This window comes from Caulobacter sp. FG121 (genome assembly GCF_057809815.1).
Window position 1 is genome coordinate 135,254 of the sequence record NZ_JBMDKR010000008.1, and the last position, 18,940, is coordinate 154,193.

The window sequence follows — 18,940 nt, forward strand, 5'->3', positions numbered from 1 at the left end:
AACCCAACCCCTTGACCCGACCCGACCTCACGCGCCGCCGCCTCATCCGGATATCCGCAGGCCTGTCCCTGGCCCTTCTGGGCGGACCGGGCCGCTCCGGGACGGCGTCTCCCTACCCGGATGGGCGGCCCGCCGCCGTCAGCCTGACCTATGACGACGGCCTGACCAGCCAGCTCGACAACGCCCTGCCCCAGCTCGACGCGCGGGGGCTGCGGGCGACCTTCTTCCTGACCTCCGACAACATGGCCGGCCGATGGGACCGCTGGCGCGCCGCCGCCGCGACAGGTCACGAGATGGCCAACCATACGATCTCGCATCCCTGCGACCTGCGTCGCGAGACGCCGGAGGGCTTCGCCGCCCGTGAGCTGCGCCCGATGGAGGACCAGATCCTGTCGAAGCTGGGGGTGACGCCCGCCCGGATCTATGCCTATCCCTGCGACGACACCGAACTCGGTCCGGGGCGCCGGGCCGATCGGGAAAAGCGCTATGGCGACCTGGTCAGCCGCACCTTCCGCGCCGCCCGCACCACCGACGGCCTCCCCAATCGCCCCGACAGGGTCACGGCCGACCGGTTCTTCCTGCACGGGTTCGAACCCACGGAACATGCCGACGATGCCGAGCCGGCGGAACGTTATCTCGACCTCGCCCTCAGGCAGGGCGGCTGGGCGATCCTGGTGTTCCACGAGGTGCTTCCCAACTGGCGAACCACAGGCGACGTCAGCCTCGCCACCCACGCGCGCATCCTGGACGGCATCCTGGCGCGCCCCCTGTGGTGCGCCCCGGTCGGAACCGTCCTTCAACGACTAACCGGCGTCTGATCGCTCGTCGCCGCCAAGGCCCACGAGCCCACCCAAGCGCACCCGACGACACTCAGCGACGCACCGCACCACTGTCCTGCCTCAGTCAGTAGGGATGGGTCCGCCATGCGCCAGGAACGGACCTTGGCGGCGCGACCGCAAGCGGACACCGGGCGCCACGCAGCATCAGGTCCGCCATCGACGTGGCCCCGGAGTCCTCGACGTTCCGCCGGCACGCCGATGAGGCAGTGGCCTGGCTAGCGCCGAAGGCCGTCCCCGCCGGCCCTGATAGCTCTAACGGGTGGCCTCAGCAGCCTGCGCGGCGAGCACCCTGCGTTTCACGCGCTGGACGGCTACGGATAGCGCCCGGCGCGGATCGCTGGGTAGGACGCCGCCGGCCTCGCGCAACGGGAAGAACCCGACCTGCGCATAGGCCTCCGCTAGGCCGCCCCATCGCGCGCGGTAGGTCTTCAGTGAGGGCATGGTGTGGTCGGCCCGGATCAGGGCTTCGCAGATATAGCCGTGGCGCCCATAGAGCGCCGCCAACCGCTCCAGGGCGAGCGTGTCCGCGACCGTGATCCGGTGCATCCGGGGCCGGTCGATCAGGCGCGCGCCCATGGCCTCGCAGGCCAGCCTCAGCCCGCCATGTCGCTTGATGAAATGAATGGTCCCGGTGGGCCCGGCGGCGCGTAGTAGCTTGAAGGTCACCACTCCATGCTTTTCGTAGACCTGCCGCATGAGGGCGAGAACCTCCTCGGACGAGGGCATGGGGTGGCGGGCCTTTCGCACCGCCTGCGCCGCGTCGAACTCCCGGCGCGGGACGATGGCCTCGAACGCGCCCCTGACGATGACCCAGTCCGACCGCGGCTGGCGCTCGGGTCTGGCGCCCAGGCGAGCGCGGAGCCGTCCGTATTCGAGATCGCCCACATAGGCGGCGTTGGTCACCACCGAGTTCACCGAGACCTCGGTCCAGGGCTTGCCGTTTCCTGCGACCTGGCCTTCAGCGTTCAGTAGGTTGGCGATGCGTCGGGTTCCGAGCCCGCCGAAGGCGTAGAGGCGGAAGATCCGGTTGACGGTGACCACCTCGCGCCGGGGCCCCGGGACCAGGATGACCTTGTGGCTCTGGACGCCCTTGGCCTCGCCCGGCTGCAGGACGGCGCCGAGCTGCCCATCCGGCATGACCAGCCGGCGTCGAAGGCCGTAGGGCGCCCGGCCGCCCTGCCAGTAACCCAGCTGGGCGATCCCGCGCTGCGCCTGGCGGACCTTCCTAGACAGTTCGCGGCTGTAGTCCGCCGCCATCGCCCGTTTGAGGTGCTTGAGCAGGCCGGAGGTCAGGCTGCCGTCGTTGTCGAACAGCTCGGCGCAATATTCGACCTGCACGCCGGCTTCGGCGCAGAGGAACTCATAGTGGGCGGCCTGGTCGGGGTTCTGGAACCGCCCCCAGCGGCTGACGTCATAGACGAGCACGGTCTCATAGTCGGCCTGGCCGGCGAGGACGTCGGCCAGCAGGGCCTGGAGCCCGGCGCGGCGGCGCATCGACACCCCGCTGACGCCCTCGTCGGCATAGGTGCGTACGATCCGGTGCCCGTGCTCGGTCGCATAGGTCGCGATCGCCGCCTTCTGGTGCATCGGCGAGTAGCGCTGATGCTCCTTCGACATCCGGATGTATTGCGCGGCGGGCCGGCCTGCGGGGTCCGGGGCGGACGGGCCGGCCATCGCGGCCTCACATGTTCGCGGGGCGCAGGATCTTGCGCGCCTGGTGCGGCGGGATGATCGCGGTGATGTGGGCGGCCCAGCGCAGCTTGCAGTCCCGCCGCGTCGGCCCGCGGATGCTCTCCAGGTCGTAGAGCCCGGCCCGCGACCCGCGCAGCAGGCGCTTGACCAGCACCTCGTCGTCGGCGGTCTCCACCACCACCACCTGGCCCAGCATGTCGGCGCTGGGCGCGCTGCGCTGGTCCTCGAAATAGATCAGGCCGCCGTCGTCGGCGAGGCCGCGCATCGAATGGCCGGCGATGAGCAGGGCCACAGCCTTCTTCGACCCCCCGGGCGGCAAGGGCGCGAGGTCCCCCGCCCCCTGCCCGGTGGCGAACAGGACCGTACCCTCGGTGTCCGCGCCGACCCGGCCGAGCACCGGGACGAGGACCTCCGCCGGCGCGGCGGGCGGCGCCGGCGGCCCGGCGGGGGGTGCGACCGGTCTTGTCGACTCGGCGCCGTCATATAGCCACATGGGATCGACGCCGAAAGCCGCCGCATAGGTCCTGGCCTTGCCGAACGAGTAGGGCGCGTTGCCGTTCTCGTTGGACGCATAGGTGTTACGGTTCCAGCCAAACGCGTCCGCCGCCGCCGACGCGGTCGGGTAACCCAGGGCGACGCGAGCGGAGCGCAGGCGGCTGGCGCGATTGAGGTCCGGCCTGAGGATGTATGTAACATACATTTGCAATTTGCCAACTGTATGTATCTTACATACAACTCTATCATGCCCGCCCGCGCCTCGCCAAGTTTGCGCGCAAAGCTCAGTCCCGGCGCCGATCCACCACCGCGTCGGCGATGCGATAGACTGCCTCGCCGGCCGTGCGCTCGCCCTCCATCAGGGCGAGTCCGGCGGCCGCATGGGTCATCAGCTCGCGCAGGAACAGGCCCCGGCGCGCCAGGTCGGGGCGCCGTAGCGCGCGACTGACGATCGAGGCCGCGAGCCGGGACTCCTCGAAGCTCATGGCCGCACCGGCGGCAGCAGCGGCAGGCAGACGACGAATGCGGACTTGCCGATCCGCCGCTCCGACAACGCCCAGAACCCGCCCTGGGCCAGGACCTCGGCCACATGCCGGTCGTGCCGCGCGAACTTCGGCAGATGCCGGTCGCCGGCGCCCCGCGCCGTCCGAGTTTGCAGCAGGCGTTCCATTCCCCGGGCGGCGGCCGGCCCGAGACCGAGTTCGACCCGGGCGCGGTCGGCCTGCGTCCCGCCTTGACGTAGGGCCGCGTAATCCTGGGCTTTGACGGGATGGGACAAGGGTTCGTGTTTCATAGGATGGATTGTATGGAACATACAGGGAACGTGCAACTGAAATTGTAGCTTTTATACACAGCTGTTCGCTTGGGCCGCGCGATGCAGTTGCGGCGCTCGCCGCGGAGGCGGACCTTCGCGGTCCCTTGCCCACCCCGCCGGGCGCCGCCATCCTGCCCCTCCCCGAGCGAGGTCCCATGCGGCTGTTCCTCTCCTCCTTCCGCATGAGCGACCGCTTCGACCGCCTCCTCCAGATGGCCGGCCCCGGCGCCCGCTGCGTGGTGATCTCCAACGCCGTCGACTTCATCCCGCCCGACGCCCGGCGTGCCTACGCCGAGCGCATCTTCGATCCGATCGCCCACTTCCGCGACCACGGCGTCGACGCCCGCGACCTCGACCTGCGCGAGCATTTCTGGGACCCCGCCGGCCTCGAGGCGGCGCTGGCCGACGCCCAGCTGGTCTGGGCGGTCGGCGGCAATTCGTTCCTGCTGCGCCGCGCCATGCGCCAGAGCGGCTTCGACCAAATCCTCCGCCGCCGCCTGGCCGAGGACAGCCTGGTCTATGGCGGCTGGAGCGCCGGCGCCGTGGTCGCCGGCTCCAGCCTGCGCGGCATCGAGTTGATGGACGAACCCGACGTCGTCATGCCCGACTACGACCCCTATCCGGTCTGGGAGGGCCTGGGCCTGGTCGACTACGTCATCGTCCCCCACTTCGGGTCCGACCATCCGGAGGCCGAGGCCGCGGCCCGCGCCGCCGCCCACCTCGCCGCCCAGGGCGTCCCCCACCGCACCCTGCGCGACGGCGAGGCGATCATCGTCGACGGGGACAGGGTCGAGGCGCCCGCCTAGGCGCGCCTCGTTCGCCTAGACGATCATGTTGCTGCAGTGGGTGGCGATGCACGGGCTGGGCCCGGCCAGCCGGCGCGCGACGGCCTGATCGGCGGCGTGAGCGTTCCGCGGACTGGCGCCGGCGGTGCGGACGCGGCAGAATCGACGACATCTGGCCAACCGCGCCGCCGCGCCCGCGAGAGTCCCCAGGCCATGCCGAGCCCCGACCCGATCGATGTCTTTGTCGGCGGCTGCATCCGGATCCGCCGACGCAAGCTTGGGATGAGCCAAGCGACCCTGGCCGGCCGCATCGGGGTCACCTATCAGCAAGTCCAGAAGTACGAGACCGGGGTCAACCGGCTCTCGGCCGCGGGGCTCGTGCGGGTGGCCGACGCCCTGGAGACCACGGTGGCGGCGCTGCTGCCGGATGGCCCCACCGTCGCGCCCGACGACGAGGTGGTCGCCGCCTTCGCCCGGGATGGGGACAACAGGCCGCTGGTCGTCGCCTGGAGCCAGCTTAACGACGTCCAGCGCCGCGAGGTGCTGAACCTGGTCCTTGGTCTGGCGCAGAAGAACGCCGGCCCACGCCGCAGGTCCAGAGCGGAGCGATGAGGCCCCAGGTCGCCCGGGAGGAAGCTTCCCGTTTACGGCGGCGTCCACTGTATTTTTCCTACAGAATATTTTGAGGATATTCCCTTTCTGTTCTAGGGTGACTGCATCGGCGGTGTCGGCCGCACGCATCCCCATGGAGACGCCAACGCCCCGCGGCCGCAGGCCCATGTGCCTCGACCCACAGCTCGAACACGCCTGCGGCCGGGCTCGGCGCCGCAACCAGTCCCACCGACGCCCGACACCAGGCCGGGCCGCTCCGCCCAAGGCCCTGATCGGCGCCGGAGCCCCGGCGCGACGGGTCCAGGAGGACCCGGCCGCATCGTCGAACGCCAGCCGAATCTCAATGACGCCAGGGAGACGCGCCTCATGTTCCGATTTCTGCAGGACCTCTTCACCGAGGCCGACGGCCACACCTTCGACCTCAAGCGCGCCCTGTGGGCGCTGGGCGTCGTCTGGTTCATGGCCTGCGAGACCTACGCCACCGCCCGCGGCCAGATCTTCGACCCCCAGGGCGTGGCCATCGGCCTGGGCGGCCTGATCGCCGCCGGGGGCGCGGCCCTGGCCATGAACCACAAGACCGAAACCCCCAACGGAGGCGACGCATGAGGCTCTCCGAGCATTTCGAGCTGGCCGAGTTCGAGCACACCAAGACCGGCCTGCCCAACGCCATCCCACCCGGCCTGGTGCTCAACGCCAGGGACCTGTGCCTGCACGTGCTGGAGCCGGTCCGGGGTCGTTTCGGGCGGGTGATCGTGCACAGCGGCTACCGGTCGGACGCGGTCAACCGCGCGGTGGGAAGCACGCCCACTTCGCAACATCGGCGCGCGGAGGCGGCCGATCTCGAGGCGCCCGGTCATTCCAACCTCGTGCTGGCGGCCTGGATCCGCGACCATCTGGACTTCGATCAACTGATCCTGGAAGGCCATCGCGCCGCCGATCCGGCCAGCGGCTGGGTCCACGTGTCCTGGACCGGCCGCCACGCGCTCCGCCGGTCGGTGCTGACCATGACCCCGGGTCCACACGGCCCTGTCTATATGCCAGGGCTCCCCCGCCTCGGCGGCGTGAAGCCCCCCAGAGGCGCCGCCCGGACTGTTGGTTGCGCCCTCCCGCCGACCCCGCACACAGCCCTTCCGCGTACAACCTGTGCGCGAGAACGATATGCAACCAACAGCGAATCCGCGACAGGACGGGTCGTGTTTGGGGGTGGGAAATGAAGTTTGTTCAATGGGCCGCCGTCCTGGCGCTCGCATCTGCGGCGACGCCGGCGGCCGCAACCGTCGTCTATTCGGCTGACGTCGCGCCAGGTGAGGAAGCCGCCTACAACTGGCACTACGTCGCCCCGGCTGCGGGGTATCAGCAGACGTTCATGTTCCAATACGCCGGCTTTACGTCGGACAGCGGAACTATGAACCAGGTCCAGTACATACTGAACCGCATAGCTGGAGGAGTTAACGAGGGCTTTGTCTTTGACCAGTCCTGCTACGTCCCCCAATCAGGGGCGGCGCCGCCGTGCGAGAAGAAGTCGGACGGCTACGGGAAATACCCGGAGATCACCTTTACGCAGACCGCGGTCCCCGGCTTGGTGACGTTCACCATCAGAAATGAGTCGTACTACTACGACCCCACCTGTCCCAGCATCGCCACCTGCTACGCGGAATATGGCTATTCCGACGGCGTCGGGCATCTCTACGGAATAACCGCGCCGGGTGAAGGTGGGCACTACGAGTTCATCGCGCTGGATCCTGTGGCCATTCCAGAGCCAGCCGCCTGGACGATGATGATCCTGGGCTTCACGGCTATCGGCGCGACGCTGCGCGGGCGCCGCGGCCAAACAGCTTAGGCGTCTCTCCGGCGGAGCTATCCGGCGGCTTCTGATATCGCCGACGAGATCGCCTCGATCATCGGCGCCCAATCGCCTGGCGTTGATTGCCGGAACAGCCTCATCGAGGGGTACCAGGGGGAGTCGGCGCGCCGCTCAAGCCACCGCCAGTCGGTGTTGAACGCGGGGATCAGCACCCAGCAGGCCTTGCCCATGGCGCCCGCCAGATGTGCGACGGAGGTGTCGACCGAGATAACCAGGTCGAGGCCTGAGATGATTTCAGCGGTCTCCTGGAAGTCCTTCGCGCCGCTGTCCTCAGGATGCAGGCTGACGATCTCGACCGGCATGTCATACAGGCGACGGGCGTCAGCCTGCGAGAGAGATCGATGCTGGTCGTTTGCGTGGCGCGGGTCGCCGCGTGTGCACAGTCCAACGCGGAACGGCCCGGAGCGCTGCGGCGACGGGAAATGCAGATAGGGTGCGTTCGGCAGGGTGGAGACCGAAAGACCCAGCCGTCCGGCGATCGATTCACACATCACCCAGGCATCGGGATCTGGAAACTCCACCGCCCCTGAGGCGGAGACCACGCTGACGTCGAGGCCCTGGAAGAGGCGGACCAAACCAGGCGAGCAGAGCAGGATCACCTCCGCGCCCATCGCCTTCAGGACGGGGGCGAAACGGGCGGACTGGATCTGGTCGCCGAAACCCTGCTCGGGCCAGATCGCGATCCGTCGGTCGGCGACGTCCTCCCCCCGCCACTCGGGAAAGGGCAGTTGCGGCTTCGGATTCCGGAACTCTGGAATCTCGTGACGACTCTCGTAGAGCCGGAAGCCTTCCGCGTAGCGCCCCCGCCTCAGCAGGAGCGTCCCCAGCGAGTACCGGAAGATCGCGCGGCTGGGGTCGAGGGCCAGCGCGGCGCGAAATTCCTTCTCCGCCGGCTCAAGCCGACCCGCAATCTTATGGGCGCCGCCACGTTGGTGGTGGCGCTCGGCAAGGTCGGCTTTCCGCATTTCCCGAACCTAGGGCGGCCGGCGCTTCGGATCAATCTGGCGTCTCGGGACCGTTCCCGCCCCCCTACTCCAGCCCGCCTCATCCAATCGCCAGGTGCGGCGGGCGACGATGCGATCTTCGGGGGCCGAGGGCACGATCAGCTAAACAGCGGCGTCGACGACGGCACGATCTCCACCAACATGACGAACGCGGACACCATCGATGGCGGCAGCGGCTCCGAGGTTCTCCACCTGACGCGGCCCGCGCTCTGCTCGCACGCTTCTGAGCGGGGCCTCCCTTCGGCGGGAGTTTGAATGGGCCTTTGGCGAAGCTCGCCGGTTCGATCCCCTCGTTGGCCAACGAGTCGGACTTGAGACTGCTGAAATGCGCCACTTGCGGACCTTGGCTTCGGGGCCGCAAGCAGACATGCGCTCCTTGTCTGTCTGCCATTGCGTAGGCAGAGCGGCGCTGAGAAGGTGCCACCTATGCGCGCGCAGCTTGCCAGGGCACTCGCCCAGAAAGCCTTCCTCGCGGGAACGGTCCTCGGCATACTCGGCCTCGCCCCTCCTCCAAACTTCGCGGACCATCCGACCGTGGAAACGGCCCGCTCGATGGCGAATGCCGCCGCGGCGAAGCGCGACTATCGCGTCTACCTGACGATCGGCCTTGCCTGGCGTGACGCGCCGGGCATCCCGGGGAGGCGCGCAGCCGGCCTCCCTGGCAAGTGAGCGTTGTACTACAACGCACATCTTACCGCCTAAGTTAGACCAACAACTCCTGCGCTATGCGTCCTAGCCGTGATCGCGGACAAACCGCCTCGTGCGATCGGTGACATAGAGCTCATAGGCTCCGTAGGGCCGCTCGCTGAGAATGTGCTGCACCTCTATTACCTTGGCATCGTCGAGATATGCGATGGCGCTGTTTAGCTGCCTGACGGGCCACTCCGGAAACCAGCCCGCAACGACTTCTGCGACCTTCACTTTATTAACGTCCTCGCTGACCAGCCGATTGGCGAGAGCGATGGCGTCTTTCGAATTATCAAAGTCCATAAAGTGCCGGTCGAACTCAACGAACAGCGAGGCCTTCGGCCAGAAGTGGGAGCGGTTCGCGCCCGAGGTATCGACGAGGGCGCTCTCTTTTAAGTCCAGCAAACCCAGCCTGACATCCTGCTCCGGAAGGCCGGTCGCCTCGGCCACTTTTGCGACCGTCGTCTGAGGATCAAAGGACGTGCCGCCCTTGCTCTCAAGTACGAGATACCGGGCGACCGCGACGGCGTCTTTGGACCAGCCATCGACGCCCTGAGGTGCTGTCTGCACGTAGCGCGGCTTCGGGCCCAAAGCAGGCTTTGCGCTGACACCATGAATATCGGCCACGATCTCCGCGACCGCTGCATCATCCGATAGGTCAACCTCGGGACAGCGGAGCGTCTGAAGGAAAGGCGACAGCTGTTTGATTCCGACATCGAGCCGAAGGCCGATGAAGCGAGATGTGCCCTGCACCGCTTTCAGGAAACCTGCGTCGATCTCGGTTTCGACCCACGGCTTTCCGAGCGACTTGGGCGTGAGCAGCACCATGAAGTGCGTGCAGTCAGTGAGCCCCTCTTCCATCTTCCGACGTAGGCTGTCGCCGGTACGGATCTCCCAGCCGTCGAGCCAGACATTGATCCCCGCGGCCATTAGCTTTTCCGCGAGTGGCTTGGCGAGTGTCTCGTGATCTTCCGACGCGTGCGCGAGGTAGACGTATGGCGTCGGCGCCACGGCCATCGTTGTCTCCACTGATCCTTTGTCGACGCCGAGGCGACGTTCCAACTCACGCGCGAATTCGGGGGAGCCCTCCGTTCGAATGACATGGCCGTCGTTGCCGCGCCGTCGAACAAAGACCGCCGGCCGCTTGCCGGTCGCAGGATCAACGATCGAAGAGGCTGCTCCGCGAACCTTGTCCTCGATGTGATTGAGCGCCTTGTCGAGCATCTGCTGACGGATGCCGTCGAAGAACTGCTTCTGGTTCACCTTGCGGCCGCCGAGCTTGAATTCGAATCCACTAGCCATGCCCGATGATACCCAAATCGGCGGAACGAAAAAAGAACTCGATCCCCGTGTACCTCTCTCATTGCCTTGACGAGTCACTGACGGCCGGGGGCGCGCGTCGCCAAGGGATGCACAGCCGTTGCCCTACTGCGGACCTTCCCAACGTCGCTGATGAGCCCCAACCCGACGTTCAGATGGTCTGTCGTTCGGTTCGTTTCGACTCACAGGATTCGAACCGGCGACTTCCGCTGTGGGTCCCGAGATCACGTTGGGAACTGGGCCGCAAGCAGACCTTCGGCAAGCATGGCTAGGGCCACTCGGACTGGTTCGTGTTCACGGCGCCCCTCGGCCTTCGAACACTATGTCGCTGACGAAGCGTCGCCCTTCGAACCGGCTTAGCTGAACAATGACGTCGACAACCTGGCGGGCGTAATCCCTTAGGGAAATCCAGCTGACGTCGGCACCCCCGAGCAAGGCCAGCATCGCGATTTGGTCCAGGGCGCCGGCCGGCGAATCTGCGTGGACCGTCGTGAGCGATCCAGGGTGACCTGTGTTGACCGCCCTCAAGAAGGCGAAGGCTTCCTTGCCGCGCAGCTCTCCAAGAAGGATGCGGTCTGGGCGCATGCGCAGTGAGGCCTGCAGGAGTTCCTCGACGCCGACCCGCGCTTCGCCCAAATCTCCGCGGACCGCGAGCAGACCCAAAGAATTCGGGTGCTCAAGCCGTATCTCCGGCGCGTCCTCGATGACCAGGAGGCGTTCCCCTCTCTCAATTTCCTTCACGAGCGCATTGAGCAGGGTCGTCTTGCCGGAGGACGTGCCTCCCGAAACGACAATGGTCTTCTTCAATTTCACGGCTTGGCTAAGAAATTGGAGGGTTTGCCCCTGATCGAGCAGGGCGCGCAGTTCCGCATCCGATTCCTCGACGGAGCGGCGTCCGTCGGGCCTGCCAAACATCCCACCTTCCGCTAGCGACGCCAGTGACAGGTCCGACACGGAATGCTTCCTGATCGCGAGGGCGGCTCCCCGCCTGGTCGCAGGCGGGCCAATCACTTGGATTCGGGCCCCATCCGGCAGGCTCGCCGAAAGCAACGGCTGCTCGCGGTTGACCCCTTGGCTCGAGCCGGCGGCGACCTGACGCGCAAGGCGCGTGAGCGCCGTATCGGTCAGGTCAGGCGCATCCACCCGGCTCATCGTCCCCGCCGCCGTCTCGATCCACACTTCGCCAGGCTGGTTCACGAGGATGTCGGTGACATCCGGCCGCGACAGCCACGGCTCGAACGGTTCGAGATAGCTCTTGAGGTAGACGTTGGCGGTCATGCTAGCGCCGCACCACCCCTGAGAAGTCGAGATCCTTCGCCACGAAAACGCGAACCACCGCGCCAGGGGCGATGGTGATCGTCGGCGGGATATCGATCTGCTTCTGGAGGGCGATGTTGGCGACGTTGGTAGCCTGCTGCGGCGAGCCGATGACAATCGCCGTCGAGCCCCGGCTGGAATTGTTGGCGACGGCCTGGAGCCCGGTGGTCAGCACCGACATCAGGCCCGCTGCGCCAAACCGCTGCAGGAAGTGGCTATTGGTCTCGCCTTGCAGCCCCGCCCGCCCGACGGCGTCCGTTCCGGGCGAGCCAAGATTGATCGAAACCCCGTCCGGCGTGAGCAGTCGCGACCAGACCACGAAGGCTCGGGACTGCCCCAGGGCGACACCGCTCTTGTACTCGCCAATCAGCGTGGACCCGCGCGGGATCAGGACCACCGAGCTGTCAAAGCTACGGACGTCACGAGTGACGACCGCTCTGACGAACCCGGGGAGATCGGAATTGATACCGGTTTCAAGAGCCGCGGAGATCAATGTTCCTTGGGTCACCACGAGCGCCACGTCCGGCAGGCGGGTGGCGTAGACGGTTTCCGGCTGACTTCCGGCCACCCGGTTGGCGAATTGCCGATCAGAAGCGGACGCATCGACTGGCGCCAGCGGATGGGTCACAGGCGCGCTCACGGCCGCAGGCATGTCGGGCGCTGTCTGCGTGTTCTGCGCCAGGTCGACCACCACGGCCGGCGCGTGCCAGCGCGCCACGGGATCCGGCTCAGGCACTTTCGGCGCGGCAACGACCGGCTGAGTTGGCGTGGGCGCGGGGGGGGGAGAATGCTGAGGTTCGGTCACGACATTCGGCCGGATGATGGCCTGCGTCGGCGGCGGCGGCGGCTTGTTTGGCGTCACGGACGCTCGCGCCATCCGCGCTTGAGTCAGCGAGCCAAACGTGATCACGGCGAGGAGCGCAATGCCCCCAATGCCCGCGGCGAACCCCAGGCTGGGCGCCTTCGCCGCCACCATAGGCGTTGTCTGCGAGGATCGTTGAAACACCGGCGAGGCGCCGCCGAATTCTGGAGGGGCCGCCATCAGTATTTCCCCTTCTGTGGCCGGCGCGGCGTGGGACTTAACGACCCAGGCCCCGCTTCGCGATATCCGTCGTTGAACAACCGGGTCAACTCACCCCCGTGCCGCAGTACGAACCCGCGTGCGACCTGGTCGACGACCACATAGCCGTCTCGGACAGCGACGTTGACCGAAGCCTCCGCGCCGTTGGCTTCAACAGCGAAGATGGCCGGGTAGGCGTCGTCTTCGGCAAAGGTGAAATAGGTGGAGCGCCCATCATCGAAGACCCGGGTGGGCAGGTGCGTGCCGACGCCCGCATAGCTATAGGCATGGTTCACGTCCTGAGGCGGTGCGGGGCGGATTTCAGGCGCGAGCTCGGCCACCAAGGTGATCGGTTCTGGATATTCGAAGCGCAGCCCGAAGACGACGCCGGTTCGCTTCGCGGCCCCTGCGCTAAGGTCAAAGCCGTAGCGACGCAGATTGGTGACCACGGTCATGTTCGTCGGCGCGGCGCGTTCCACCGGCTTGAGAAACAGGATGTTGGCCTTGCGGTTTGGGGTCACCTGCCACGCCAAGCTATCGCCGATCGAGACGTTCTCGATGCGCTCATCCTCGCCGAACTCGATGGCGAGCTGATAGCCAAACGTCGCCCTGAGCGAGACAACCTGGTCGGGATCGTAGCGCACCACCCGGTAGCGGGGATCGCCCGGGCCCGGCGACGGCGTCACCGCGGCGAACGCTGACACCGCAACGAACAGCCAACAGACTGCGAGGAAAACCACCGCCCGTTTCATCGACGCCCCCCTGAACGTTGACCCGAACGCCCGACGGGCCGGCCGCGCCGCGCCACTTCGCCAACCCGCGTCATCGCCTCAAATGGCGGCCTTCCGGATAGCGCGCGGCTTCCCGAAGCCCCCCGGTCGACACCGGCCGAACTCGATGCAGGCCGCAGACCGGCATCAGCGGAGAACGACCGTTGAACGAACTGCGCGAGGATGTCCGTCCGAGACGGCTGCTGCGCCGCAGCCGGCTGAATTGTCGCCGGTGCATTCTGAGCCATCTCTCCAGCGCGCCATGGCGTGCTGATCTTGAACCCGCCTGCGATGGCTCCGCAGGCGACCAAAAGGGCGATCTGAGCCCCCGCGAAGATGTAGATGAGGGCTGCGACCGACGTCGCCGTGTCCGGGTCGAGTTGATGGGCTGCGCGCTGCTGCGCCAGTAGGATCAGCCGCGGCGCGATCGTCACCAGCATCATCCCATTGGCGACCCAGCAACAGAGGGGCACGAGAGCCGCAGCGGTCAGCGCCCTCACCCACCCGGCGAACAATCCCCGGGTCGCGCCGAACAGAAACAGCGCGATGAAGATGGGTCCGACCGCCGTCAGCACACCGATCGCGATGGCCGCAATCGACAGGATCCCAGCCGTTCCCGCCAGGATCGCCACGGAGGCCCGTTGGAGCGCCGTGGCCGCGCCACCTTGGAGGTTGAAGCCCGCATTCGGGTTGAACCCGGCGATTCGACTGTACTCCTGGGCGCTCGCCCTCAGCTCGTCATAGGCGCTCTGCGCGGCGGCGAGCGGATCGGTGGTGTTCGCGTCGCCAGTTACGGGCGACGTGATGATCCTCGCGATCTGAGGCGGGCCGTCGAACGCGAGATCGAAGACCGTGGTCTGGAACACAGTCCAATTGAGCGCCAGCGCGAAGATGGCGCCGATCTTCAGCGCGATCAGCGGCGTATCGGCGAACCGTATGCCGCCCGCGCCCATCAGCAGGCGGTACCCGATCAACGCCACATAGACGGTGAGCATGATCGTCAAGGCCATTGGGAATACGGACTGCGGCCCCGCCAGCGCGTGGTAGCCGGCCTCGGAAAATGTCCGGGCGTTGCAGTCGACGGCGTCGAAGACGTCGCGCACGAGACCCGCGCCCCCAGTGGGCGTGCACACCGCGCTCATGTGCGAGCCCCCGCCCGTCGAGAGACCTCTGGGGCGACGAAGGCGGATAGCCAGGCGGCTGGGTCGTCCCCCAGTTCGTCACGCAAGGCGTCGAGGCGACGCACCGAGCGTTCCGTGCCGGCCAGGACCTTAAGCTCGTCGTTCAGGCCCGTGAGATCCAGGCGCGCGACCACGCTATGGTCCGCCTGCTTGACCAAGAAGCATCGCGACGTGTCAGGCAGCGTGCGAACGAGATCGAACTCGTGCTCCGATAGCCCAAAGCCCTCCACGTAATCGACCGCGCGCGCCTTGGGGTTGGGAAAGAAAATCTGCGTCGCCGCCTGTTCGACGATGGCGGAGCTTATGCGGCTCTCCAAGGCGTCGGCGGCGCTCTGGGTGCAGAAGCCGATCACCCCGTTGCGCTTCCGGATGGTCTTCTCCCAATCCTTCAGTCGCCGCACGAACACCTCGTCGTCGAGCGCCTTCCAGCCCTCGTCCACGACGATGATCGTGGGGGTCCCGTCCAGCTGCTGCTCGATGCGGTGGAATAGGTACATCATGGCCGGCGTGCGGGTCGCGGGCGTGTCGAGCATCCGCGTCATATCGAAGCCGAAGGCGTCGAGCGCGAAGTCGATGCGATCCTCGGCATTGTCGAAGAGCCAGGCGTGCTCGCCATCGTCACACCAGGCCTGCAGCCGCGCGGCCAGATCGCCGGCGCTCGGCCGCCGCACCCCGTGAAACAGCTCCCGCAGAAAGCGAAGCCGCCGGTGGTGGGCGGGTTGGGCGAAGTTGGCGTCCACGGCCTCGGCGATCAGCGCACGGTCCTCAGCGCCCAGGACATGGTCGCCGGTCGACAGCAGCTGCGCGAGCCACTCCGCCAGAAAGGCTCGGTTGGCGCCCGTATCCGGCAGGAGAAGCGGATTGAGGCCGGTCGCTTCCCCTGGCCGAAGCACGTCGTACCGGCCGCCGATGGCCCGCAGGAAGATTTCCGCGCCCCGGTCCTTGTCGAAGTAGATCACCTTCGGCCGGAACTTGCGGGCCTGGGCGAGCAGGAACGTCAGCAGCACCGTCTTGCCCGAGCCGCTCGGCCCGATGACAGTGAAGTTGCCAAGGTCGCCGTTGTGGAAGTTGAAATAGTACGGACCGAAGGCGGTGGTCTCGAGAACCGTGACGGCCGGTCCCCAGTGGTTTTCCTCGGCGCGACCGGTGGCGTGGTTATGAAACGACGCGAAGCTCGCGAAATTCGCCGTCGAGATCAGCGCCTTGCGGGCGATGTACTTGAAGTTGCCCGGCAACTGGGCCCAGAACGCAGCCTCCAGATTGACGTCCTCGCGGACGGCGACCGCCCCCATCTCCGCCAGGGCCGACTGCGTCTCGGCGACTGCGGCGTCAAGCTCGTCCAGGCTTTCGGCGCGGACCAGGATCGAGAGGTGATGTTCGCCATAGGCGGCCCGACCTGCCCCGACCTGATCCTTGGCGGCGGCGAGCTCCTCCCGCAGGCTGAAGGCATCGTCCCGCGCGGCGTTTAGGCGGCGGCCCGCCAAGCCCATGCGCTCAAGCGTCACCTGCCGATCGACGAAGGCGAAACTCTCCGTGACGACCATTTCGAACGGAAGCCGCGCCACGCCATCCAGCATGCCCGGGTTCGATCGTGCCGGATAATCCTTGAGCGAAACCACGGCGCCGAACCGTGCAGGGCTGTGCCCAGAAGCGGCCGCCTCCATGGCGTCCAGTCCGAAGCTCAGCCGGCGATCCGCCAGGGTTTGGCCGATGTCGCCCTGCGGGACCAGGACCGGCCGTGTGTCGCCGTTCACGAGCGACGCCAGGAACGCACAGGGCTCGGAATAGAGGCCACCCTCCCCCTCATAGGTGGTCAGGGTTCGGGCGCCATACGGAGAGAGGGCCGCGATGAGGGTCTCTCGCGCCGCATGGAGCGCGCGCAAGTCCTGCGACAGCTTCGCTTGATCGCGCGTCCGAGATCCGAAGAGGCGCTCTGCCAGGCCCGCGTTGCCTTGGAGCGGCCGCCTGACCAGGGTAAGGAACAACTCGTTCGTGAACAGCTGGCGTTCGTTGAGTTTCGCGCGCCAGCGTTGATCGAGCTCGACGCAAAACGCTTGATCCGCCTCACCTTCAAGGAGAGGTGCCGAGCGTCGCCGGACGACATGGTGATAGAGCGCCAGGCGCGAATTCGCCAAGCCGCGGAAGAGGCTGTCGCGGACCTGCTTGCGGTAGTTCAGCTCCTCATCATCCGCGGTTTCGAACGGAAATCCGTCCAGCCGCACCACTTGGACCAAAAGGCCCTCGCGGGTCAGGATCGTCGCCTCGTCCAGGTGCTGCGCATAGGGCAGGCGGTCTCCAATGGGCGCTTCCTTCGGCGCCAGCACCTTTGAGGCATAGGTCGTGTGGTACCGCGAGGTCATGGCCGATAGGAGTTGGACGACCAGAACCGGAAATTCCTAATCCTCGGGCACTGGCTCACCCGGGTGATCCAAAGATCGAAGAAGCGCGGTTCGTGCAGGCAGCCCAGATAGCCGACCGCATGCAGGAGGGCGGCGACCAGCAAGGCCCAGAAGGACTTGGTGATCAGGAACCCTTCGATCGTGACGATGAGGTTGAAGACCGCATAGCTATAGGTCACGCCAGCGATCATCTGGGGGCGCGTCAAAACCGCGAAAATGGGATCCGACTCAAGCCGCGCCATGGGCTCAGCCGCCGCCGAGCGCCACGCCGCGCATGCCGGAGACAATCGCGACCGCGCCGAAGACGATAAACGCGCCCAGGACGACGGTCAGGCCACGCCGCCACTCGATCCGGCCGGTCAGCATCATGAGGCCGACCACGGCGACCGCAATGACGGCCGCCGTGGTCGCCAGGGTTCCGAGCAGCGTCCCCTGAACCCACTGCAGGGCCGCGACGATCGGGCCAGACCCCGCAGGGTCCGCATTGGCTTGGGCCGCGGCCGGGAGGGCCATGGTAAGCGCGGTCATGGCGGTGATCGTGGCTGCGGCGCTGTGTGGAGTCGGTGTCTTCACGGCGTAGTCCTGCGCGGGGTGGGCGACGAGCAATGGGCCTGAGGGCTGGGCGAGCCTGCCCAATATGGCCGCTACGTAGGATTGAGTCTCGCGATAAGGTGGCAATCCGCCGTAGCGATCCACAGCCGCGGGTCCCGCATTGTAAGCTGCGAGGGATTTCGCCCGATCGCCGCCATAGCGGGTCAATAGCCGGCCCAGATAAGCGACGCCGCCGTGGATATTCGACTCCATGTCGCCAGCGTCGACCCCCAGCTCGCGGGCGGTCGCCGGCATGAGCTGCATGACGCCCCTGGCCCCCTTAGGCGAGACCGCCGTCGGGTTGAAACGCGACTCCTGCCAGGCGACCGCTTCGACCAGAGATTGGCTCACCCCGAACCGCTCTGACGCCGCCGTGATCATCTGGGCGATAGTTGGGTCCGGTCTCGAAGACCACTGCCTGAAGGCATTTGAGGGCCTTGCGGAATCCCGACGACTTCGCTTTGGTGACCCGTCGGCCGAGCCTCCGGCGCCGGCAGCTACCGTATGCCAGGACTGGATCCCGTCTGGATCGATATCTAGAACGTCCGCCCTGGCGAGGCCCCCTGCGCCGAAACCGCTAAAGATGAGCACAACCGAAAGGGTCGTCGCGAAGCGCTGGACTGTCCTTTTGGTAGCGCAGCTTTCCCAATTTCTAGGCCTTACGCCGCTCACAACTTGCCCCCAAATTCGCTCCTCGACCGCCACGGCCCCGACCAGGCTGGCGATGGCCAAGGCCGCCATGGCATCGACGGCTGCGAATCCCGCCTCATGGTCTCGTGGAGACTGCCCCGGCCCCGCCATTCGATAGGTTTGCCGCGACCACTGTCGGTTGAATAGCCGAAAAATCCACTACGGCCGAGATCACGCGATTCTTGAAGTTGGGCTTGTCGTAGGGCCCGCACTGGAGGGCTGCCTGGACAACGCGGTCTGCGGCGAGACGGTCGGCGGCGGACAGCACCGGCAGGGTCGACGAGACATAAGGCGCAGCCTTCAAGGCACCGTCCCCGCCGACTTCAAGAACAAGATTTGATAGAGTGAGTATTGGCCGCTGATCCGGGGGAAGGCAGCGCGCGATCTGTGTAAGAATTTCATCCCCAGCGGCGGGATCTCCACCAACAGATTTCACCCCACCGTTACTGGTCAACGTTTCGCCACCACCACCACCGCTGCCATTGGCCTCCTGCGACTTGGGCCGTTCAGCCAGTGGCGGAGGTGTGAACGTCGCCAGCTCCAGATTGCTCGATTGGGGCATGTCCGGCTGGTCGTTACGATCTTCGACTGCCCCCAGCACGCCATCTTGGCCGACATGGGTCGACTCTTCTGGTCGATGGAGGGCAAGGGAATTCGGCCCTTCGGATGGAATACCGTCCACGAGAGAAACCGAAATACCGGTTCCATTGCCTCCTGCCGCCTGGCCATACGATCTTGGTCCGGCGGTCGTTAACAGGAAAGCCAGGATTGCGAGATGCAGCACCAATGAGACGGCCAAGTTGAGCCATTTGTGACCTGG

21 protein-coding genes and 1 pseudogene are annotated in these 18,940 nt (G+C 66.6%); 7 read left to right on the forward strand and 15 right to left on the reverse strand.

What is annotated here, in order from left to right; genetic code table 11:
- The first annotated feature begins 11 nt into the window (after nt 1-11).
- Nucleotides 12-818 carry a polysaccharide deacetylase family protein gene (locus ACODSL_RS17555; RefSeq protein WP_488902022.1) on the forward strand — a complete coding sequence of 269 codons (807 nt, stop codon included), beginning with the start codon at nt 12-14 and terminating at the stop codon, nt 816-818.
- Nucleotides 819-1,091: 273 nt separating this feature from the next.
- On the opposite strand, the gene ACODSL_RS17560 is transcribed toward ACODSL_RS17555, so the two are convergent.
- From ACODSL_RS17560 to ACODSL_RS17575, 4 genes are all read right to left on the reverse strand, one after another.
- Entirely contained in the window at nt 1,092-2,513 is a 1,422-nt protein-coding gene (locus tag ACODSL_RS17560; protein ID WP_488902023.1) for a recombinase family protein, read from the reverse strand.
- Between the two features lie 7 nt (nt 2,514-2,520).
- The gene (locus ACODSL_RS17565; protein ID WP_488902024.1) at nt 2,521-3,231 is read right to left on the reverse strand and encodes an XRE family transcriptional regulator; all 711 of its coding nucleotides are present in this window, start codon (nt 3,229-3,231) and stop codon (nt 2,521-2,523) included.
- A 79-nt stretch (nt 3,232-3,310) separates the two neighbouring features.
- On the reverse strand, nt 3,311-3,511 hold the full coding sequence (locus ACODSL_RS17570) for a hypothetical protein (protein ID WP_488902025.1): 201 nt from the start codon (nt 3,509-3,511) through the stop codon (nt 3,311-3,313).
- A complete protein-coding gene (locus ACODSL_RS17575; RefSeq protein ID WP_488902026.1) occupies nt 3,508-3,804 on the reverse strand; it encodes a hypothetical protein in 297 nt (98 codons plus the stop codon). Before ACODSL_RS17575 ends, ACODSL_RS17570 begins: the two co-directional genes overlap by 4 nt.
- Before the next feature lie 191 nt (nt 3,805-3,995).
- Between ACODSL_RS17575 and ACODSL_RS17580 the strand changes: the two genes are divergently transcribed.
- The 5 genes from ACODSL_RS17580 to ACODSL_RS17600 all read left to right on the forward strand — a co-directional run bounded on the left by ACODSL_RS17580 (nt 3,996) and on the right by ACODSL_RS17600 (nt 7,077).
- Nucleotides 3,996-4,646: a Type 1 glutamine amidotransferase-like domain-containing protein gene (locus ACODSL_RS17580; RefSeq protein ID WP_488902027.1), complete on the forward strand. Its 651-nt coding sequence runs from the start codon at nt 3,996-3,998 to the stop codon at nt 4,644-4,646.
- A gap of 192 nt (nt 4,647-4,838) precedes the next feature.
- Nucleotides 4,839-5,237 (forward strand): helix-turn-helix domain-containing protein, encoded by a 399-nt coding sequence (locus tag ACODSL_RS17585; RefSeq protein WP_488902028.1) that lies wholly within the window; start codon nt 4,839-4,841, stop codon nt 5,235-5,237.
- A 366-nt stretch (nt 5,238-5,603) separates the two neighbouring features.
- On the forward strand, nt 5,604-5,843 hold the full coding sequence (locus tag ACODSL_RS17590) for a hypothetical protein (RefSeq protein WP_488902029.1): 240 nt from the start codon (nt 5,604-5,606) through the stop codon (nt 5,841-5,843).
- Nucleotides 5,840-6,451 (forward strand): D-Ala-D-Ala carboxypeptidase family metallohydrolase, encoded by a 612-nt coding sequence (locus ACODSL_RS17595; protein ID WP_488902030.1) that lies wholly within the window; start codon nt 5,840-5,842, stop codon nt 6,449-6,451. Before ACODSL_RS17590 ends, ACODSL_RS17595 begins: the two co-directional genes overlap by 4 nt.
- A complete protein-coding gene (locus ACODSL_RS17600; RefSeq protein WP_488902031.1) occupies nt 6,448-7,077 on the forward strand; it encodes a PEPxxWA-CTERM sorting domain-containing protein in 630 nt (209 codons plus the stop codon). The genes ACODSL_RS17595 and ACODSL_RS17600 overlap by 4 nt, the downstream gene beginning before the upstream one ends.
- A 17-nt stretch (nt 7,078-7,094) precedes the next feature.
- On the opposite strand, the gene ACODSL_RS17605 is transcribed toward ACODSL_RS17600, so the two are convergent.
- Nucleotides 7,095-8,066 (reverse strand): hypothetical protein, encoded by a 972-nt coding sequence (locus tag ACODSL_RS17605; protein WP_488902032.1) that lies wholly within the window; start codon nt 8,064-8,066, stop codon nt 7,095-7,097.
- Between the two features lie 465 nt (nt 8,067-8,531).
- On the opposite strand from ACODSL_RS17605, the gene ACODSL_RS17610 reads away from it, so the two are divergent.
- Nucleotides 8,532-8,774, forward strand: a complete 243-nt coding sequence (locus tag ACODSL_RS17610) for a hypothetical protein (protein WP_488902033.1) — start codon at nt 8,532-8,534, stop codon at nt 8,772-8,774.
- A 63-nt stretch (nt 8,775-8,837) separates the two neighbouring features.
- On the opposite strand, the gene ACODSL_RS17615 is transcribed toward ACODSL_RS17610, so the two are convergent.
- From ACODSL_RS17615 to ACODSL_RS17660, 10 genes and pseudogenes are all read right to left on the reverse strand, one after another.
- Nucleotides 8,838-10,094: a toll/interleukin-1 receptor domain-containing protein gene (locus ACODSL_RS17615; protein ID WP_488902034.1), complete on the reverse strand. Its 1,257-nt coding sequence runs from the start codon at nt 10,092-10,094 to the stop codon at nt 8,838-8,840.
- 312 nt (nt 10,095-10,406) lie between these two features.
- Nucleotides 10,407-11,390 (reverse strand): P-type DNA transfer ATPase VirB11, encoded by a 984-nt coding sequence (virB11, locus tag ACODSL_RS17620; RefSeq protein ID WP_488902035.1) that lies wholly within the window; start codon nt 11,388-11,390, stop codon nt 10,407-10,409.
- A gap of 1 nt (nt 11,391) precedes the next feature.
- The gene (virB10, locus tag ACODSL_RS17625) at nt 11,392-12,471 is read right to left on the reverse strand and encodes a type IV secretion system protein VirB10 (protein WP_488902036.1); all 1,080 of its coding nucleotides are present in this window, start codon (nt 12,469-12,471) and stop codon (nt 11,392-11,394) included.
- Nucleotides 12,471-13,241, reverse strand: coding sequence for a TrbG/VirB9 family P-type conjugative transfer protein (locus ACODSL_RS17630; RefSeq protein ID WP_488902037.1), 771 nt, complete (start codon nt 13,239-13,241; stop codon nt 12,471-12,473). Before ACODSL_RS17630 ends, virB10 begins: the two co-directional genes overlap by 1 nt.
- Nucleotides 13,238-14,362 (reverse strand): TrbL/VirB6 family protein, encoded by a 1,125-nt coding sequence (locus tag ACODSL_RS17635; RefSeq protein ID WP_488902038.1) that lies wholly within the window; start codon nt 14,360-14,362, stop codon nt 13,238-13,240. The genes ACODSL_RS17630 and ACODSL_RS17635 overlap by 4 nt, the downstream gene beginning before the upstream one ends.
- A gap of 35 nt (nt 14,363-14,397) precedes the next feature.
- Nucleotides 14,398-16,800, reverse strand: a complete 2,403-nt coding sequence (locus ACODSL_RS17640; RefSeq protein WP_488902039.1) for a VirB4 family type IV secretion/conjugal transfer ATPase — start codon at nt 16,798-16,800, stop codon at nt 14,398-14,400.
- On the reverse strand, nt 16,797-17,081 hold the full coding sequence (locus ACODSL_RS17645; protein WP_488902040.1) for a VirB3 family type IV secretion system protein: 285 nt from the start codon (nt 17,079-17,081) through the stop codon (nt 16,797-16,799). The genes ACODSL_RS17640 and ACODSL_RS17645 overlap by 4 nt, the downstream gene beginning before the upstream one ends.
- 4 nt (nt 17,082-17,085) lie before the next feature.
- The gene (locus ACODSL_RS17650) at nt 17,086-17,535 is read right to left on the reverse strand and encodes a TrbC/VirB2 family type IV secretion system protein (RefSeq protein ID WP_488902054.1); all 450 of its coding nucleotides are present in this window, start codon (nt 17,533-17,535) and stop codon (nt 17,086-17,088) included.
- Nucleotides 17,521-18,231: pseudogene (locus ACODSL_RS17655) on the reverse strand (lytic transglycosylase domain-containing protein); the annotation flags it as partial. The gene ACODSL_RS17650 and the pseudogene ACODSL_RS17655, both read right to left, overlap by 15 nt.
- Entirely contained in the window at nt 18,197-18,907 is a 711-nt protein-coding gene (locus ACODSL_RS17660; RefSeq protein ID WP_488902041.1) for a hypothetical protein, read from the reverse strand. The gene ACODSL_RS17660 and the pseudogene ACODSL_RS17655, both read right to left, overlap by 35 nt.
- Between the last annotated feature and the right edge of the window lie 33 nt (nt 18,908-18,940).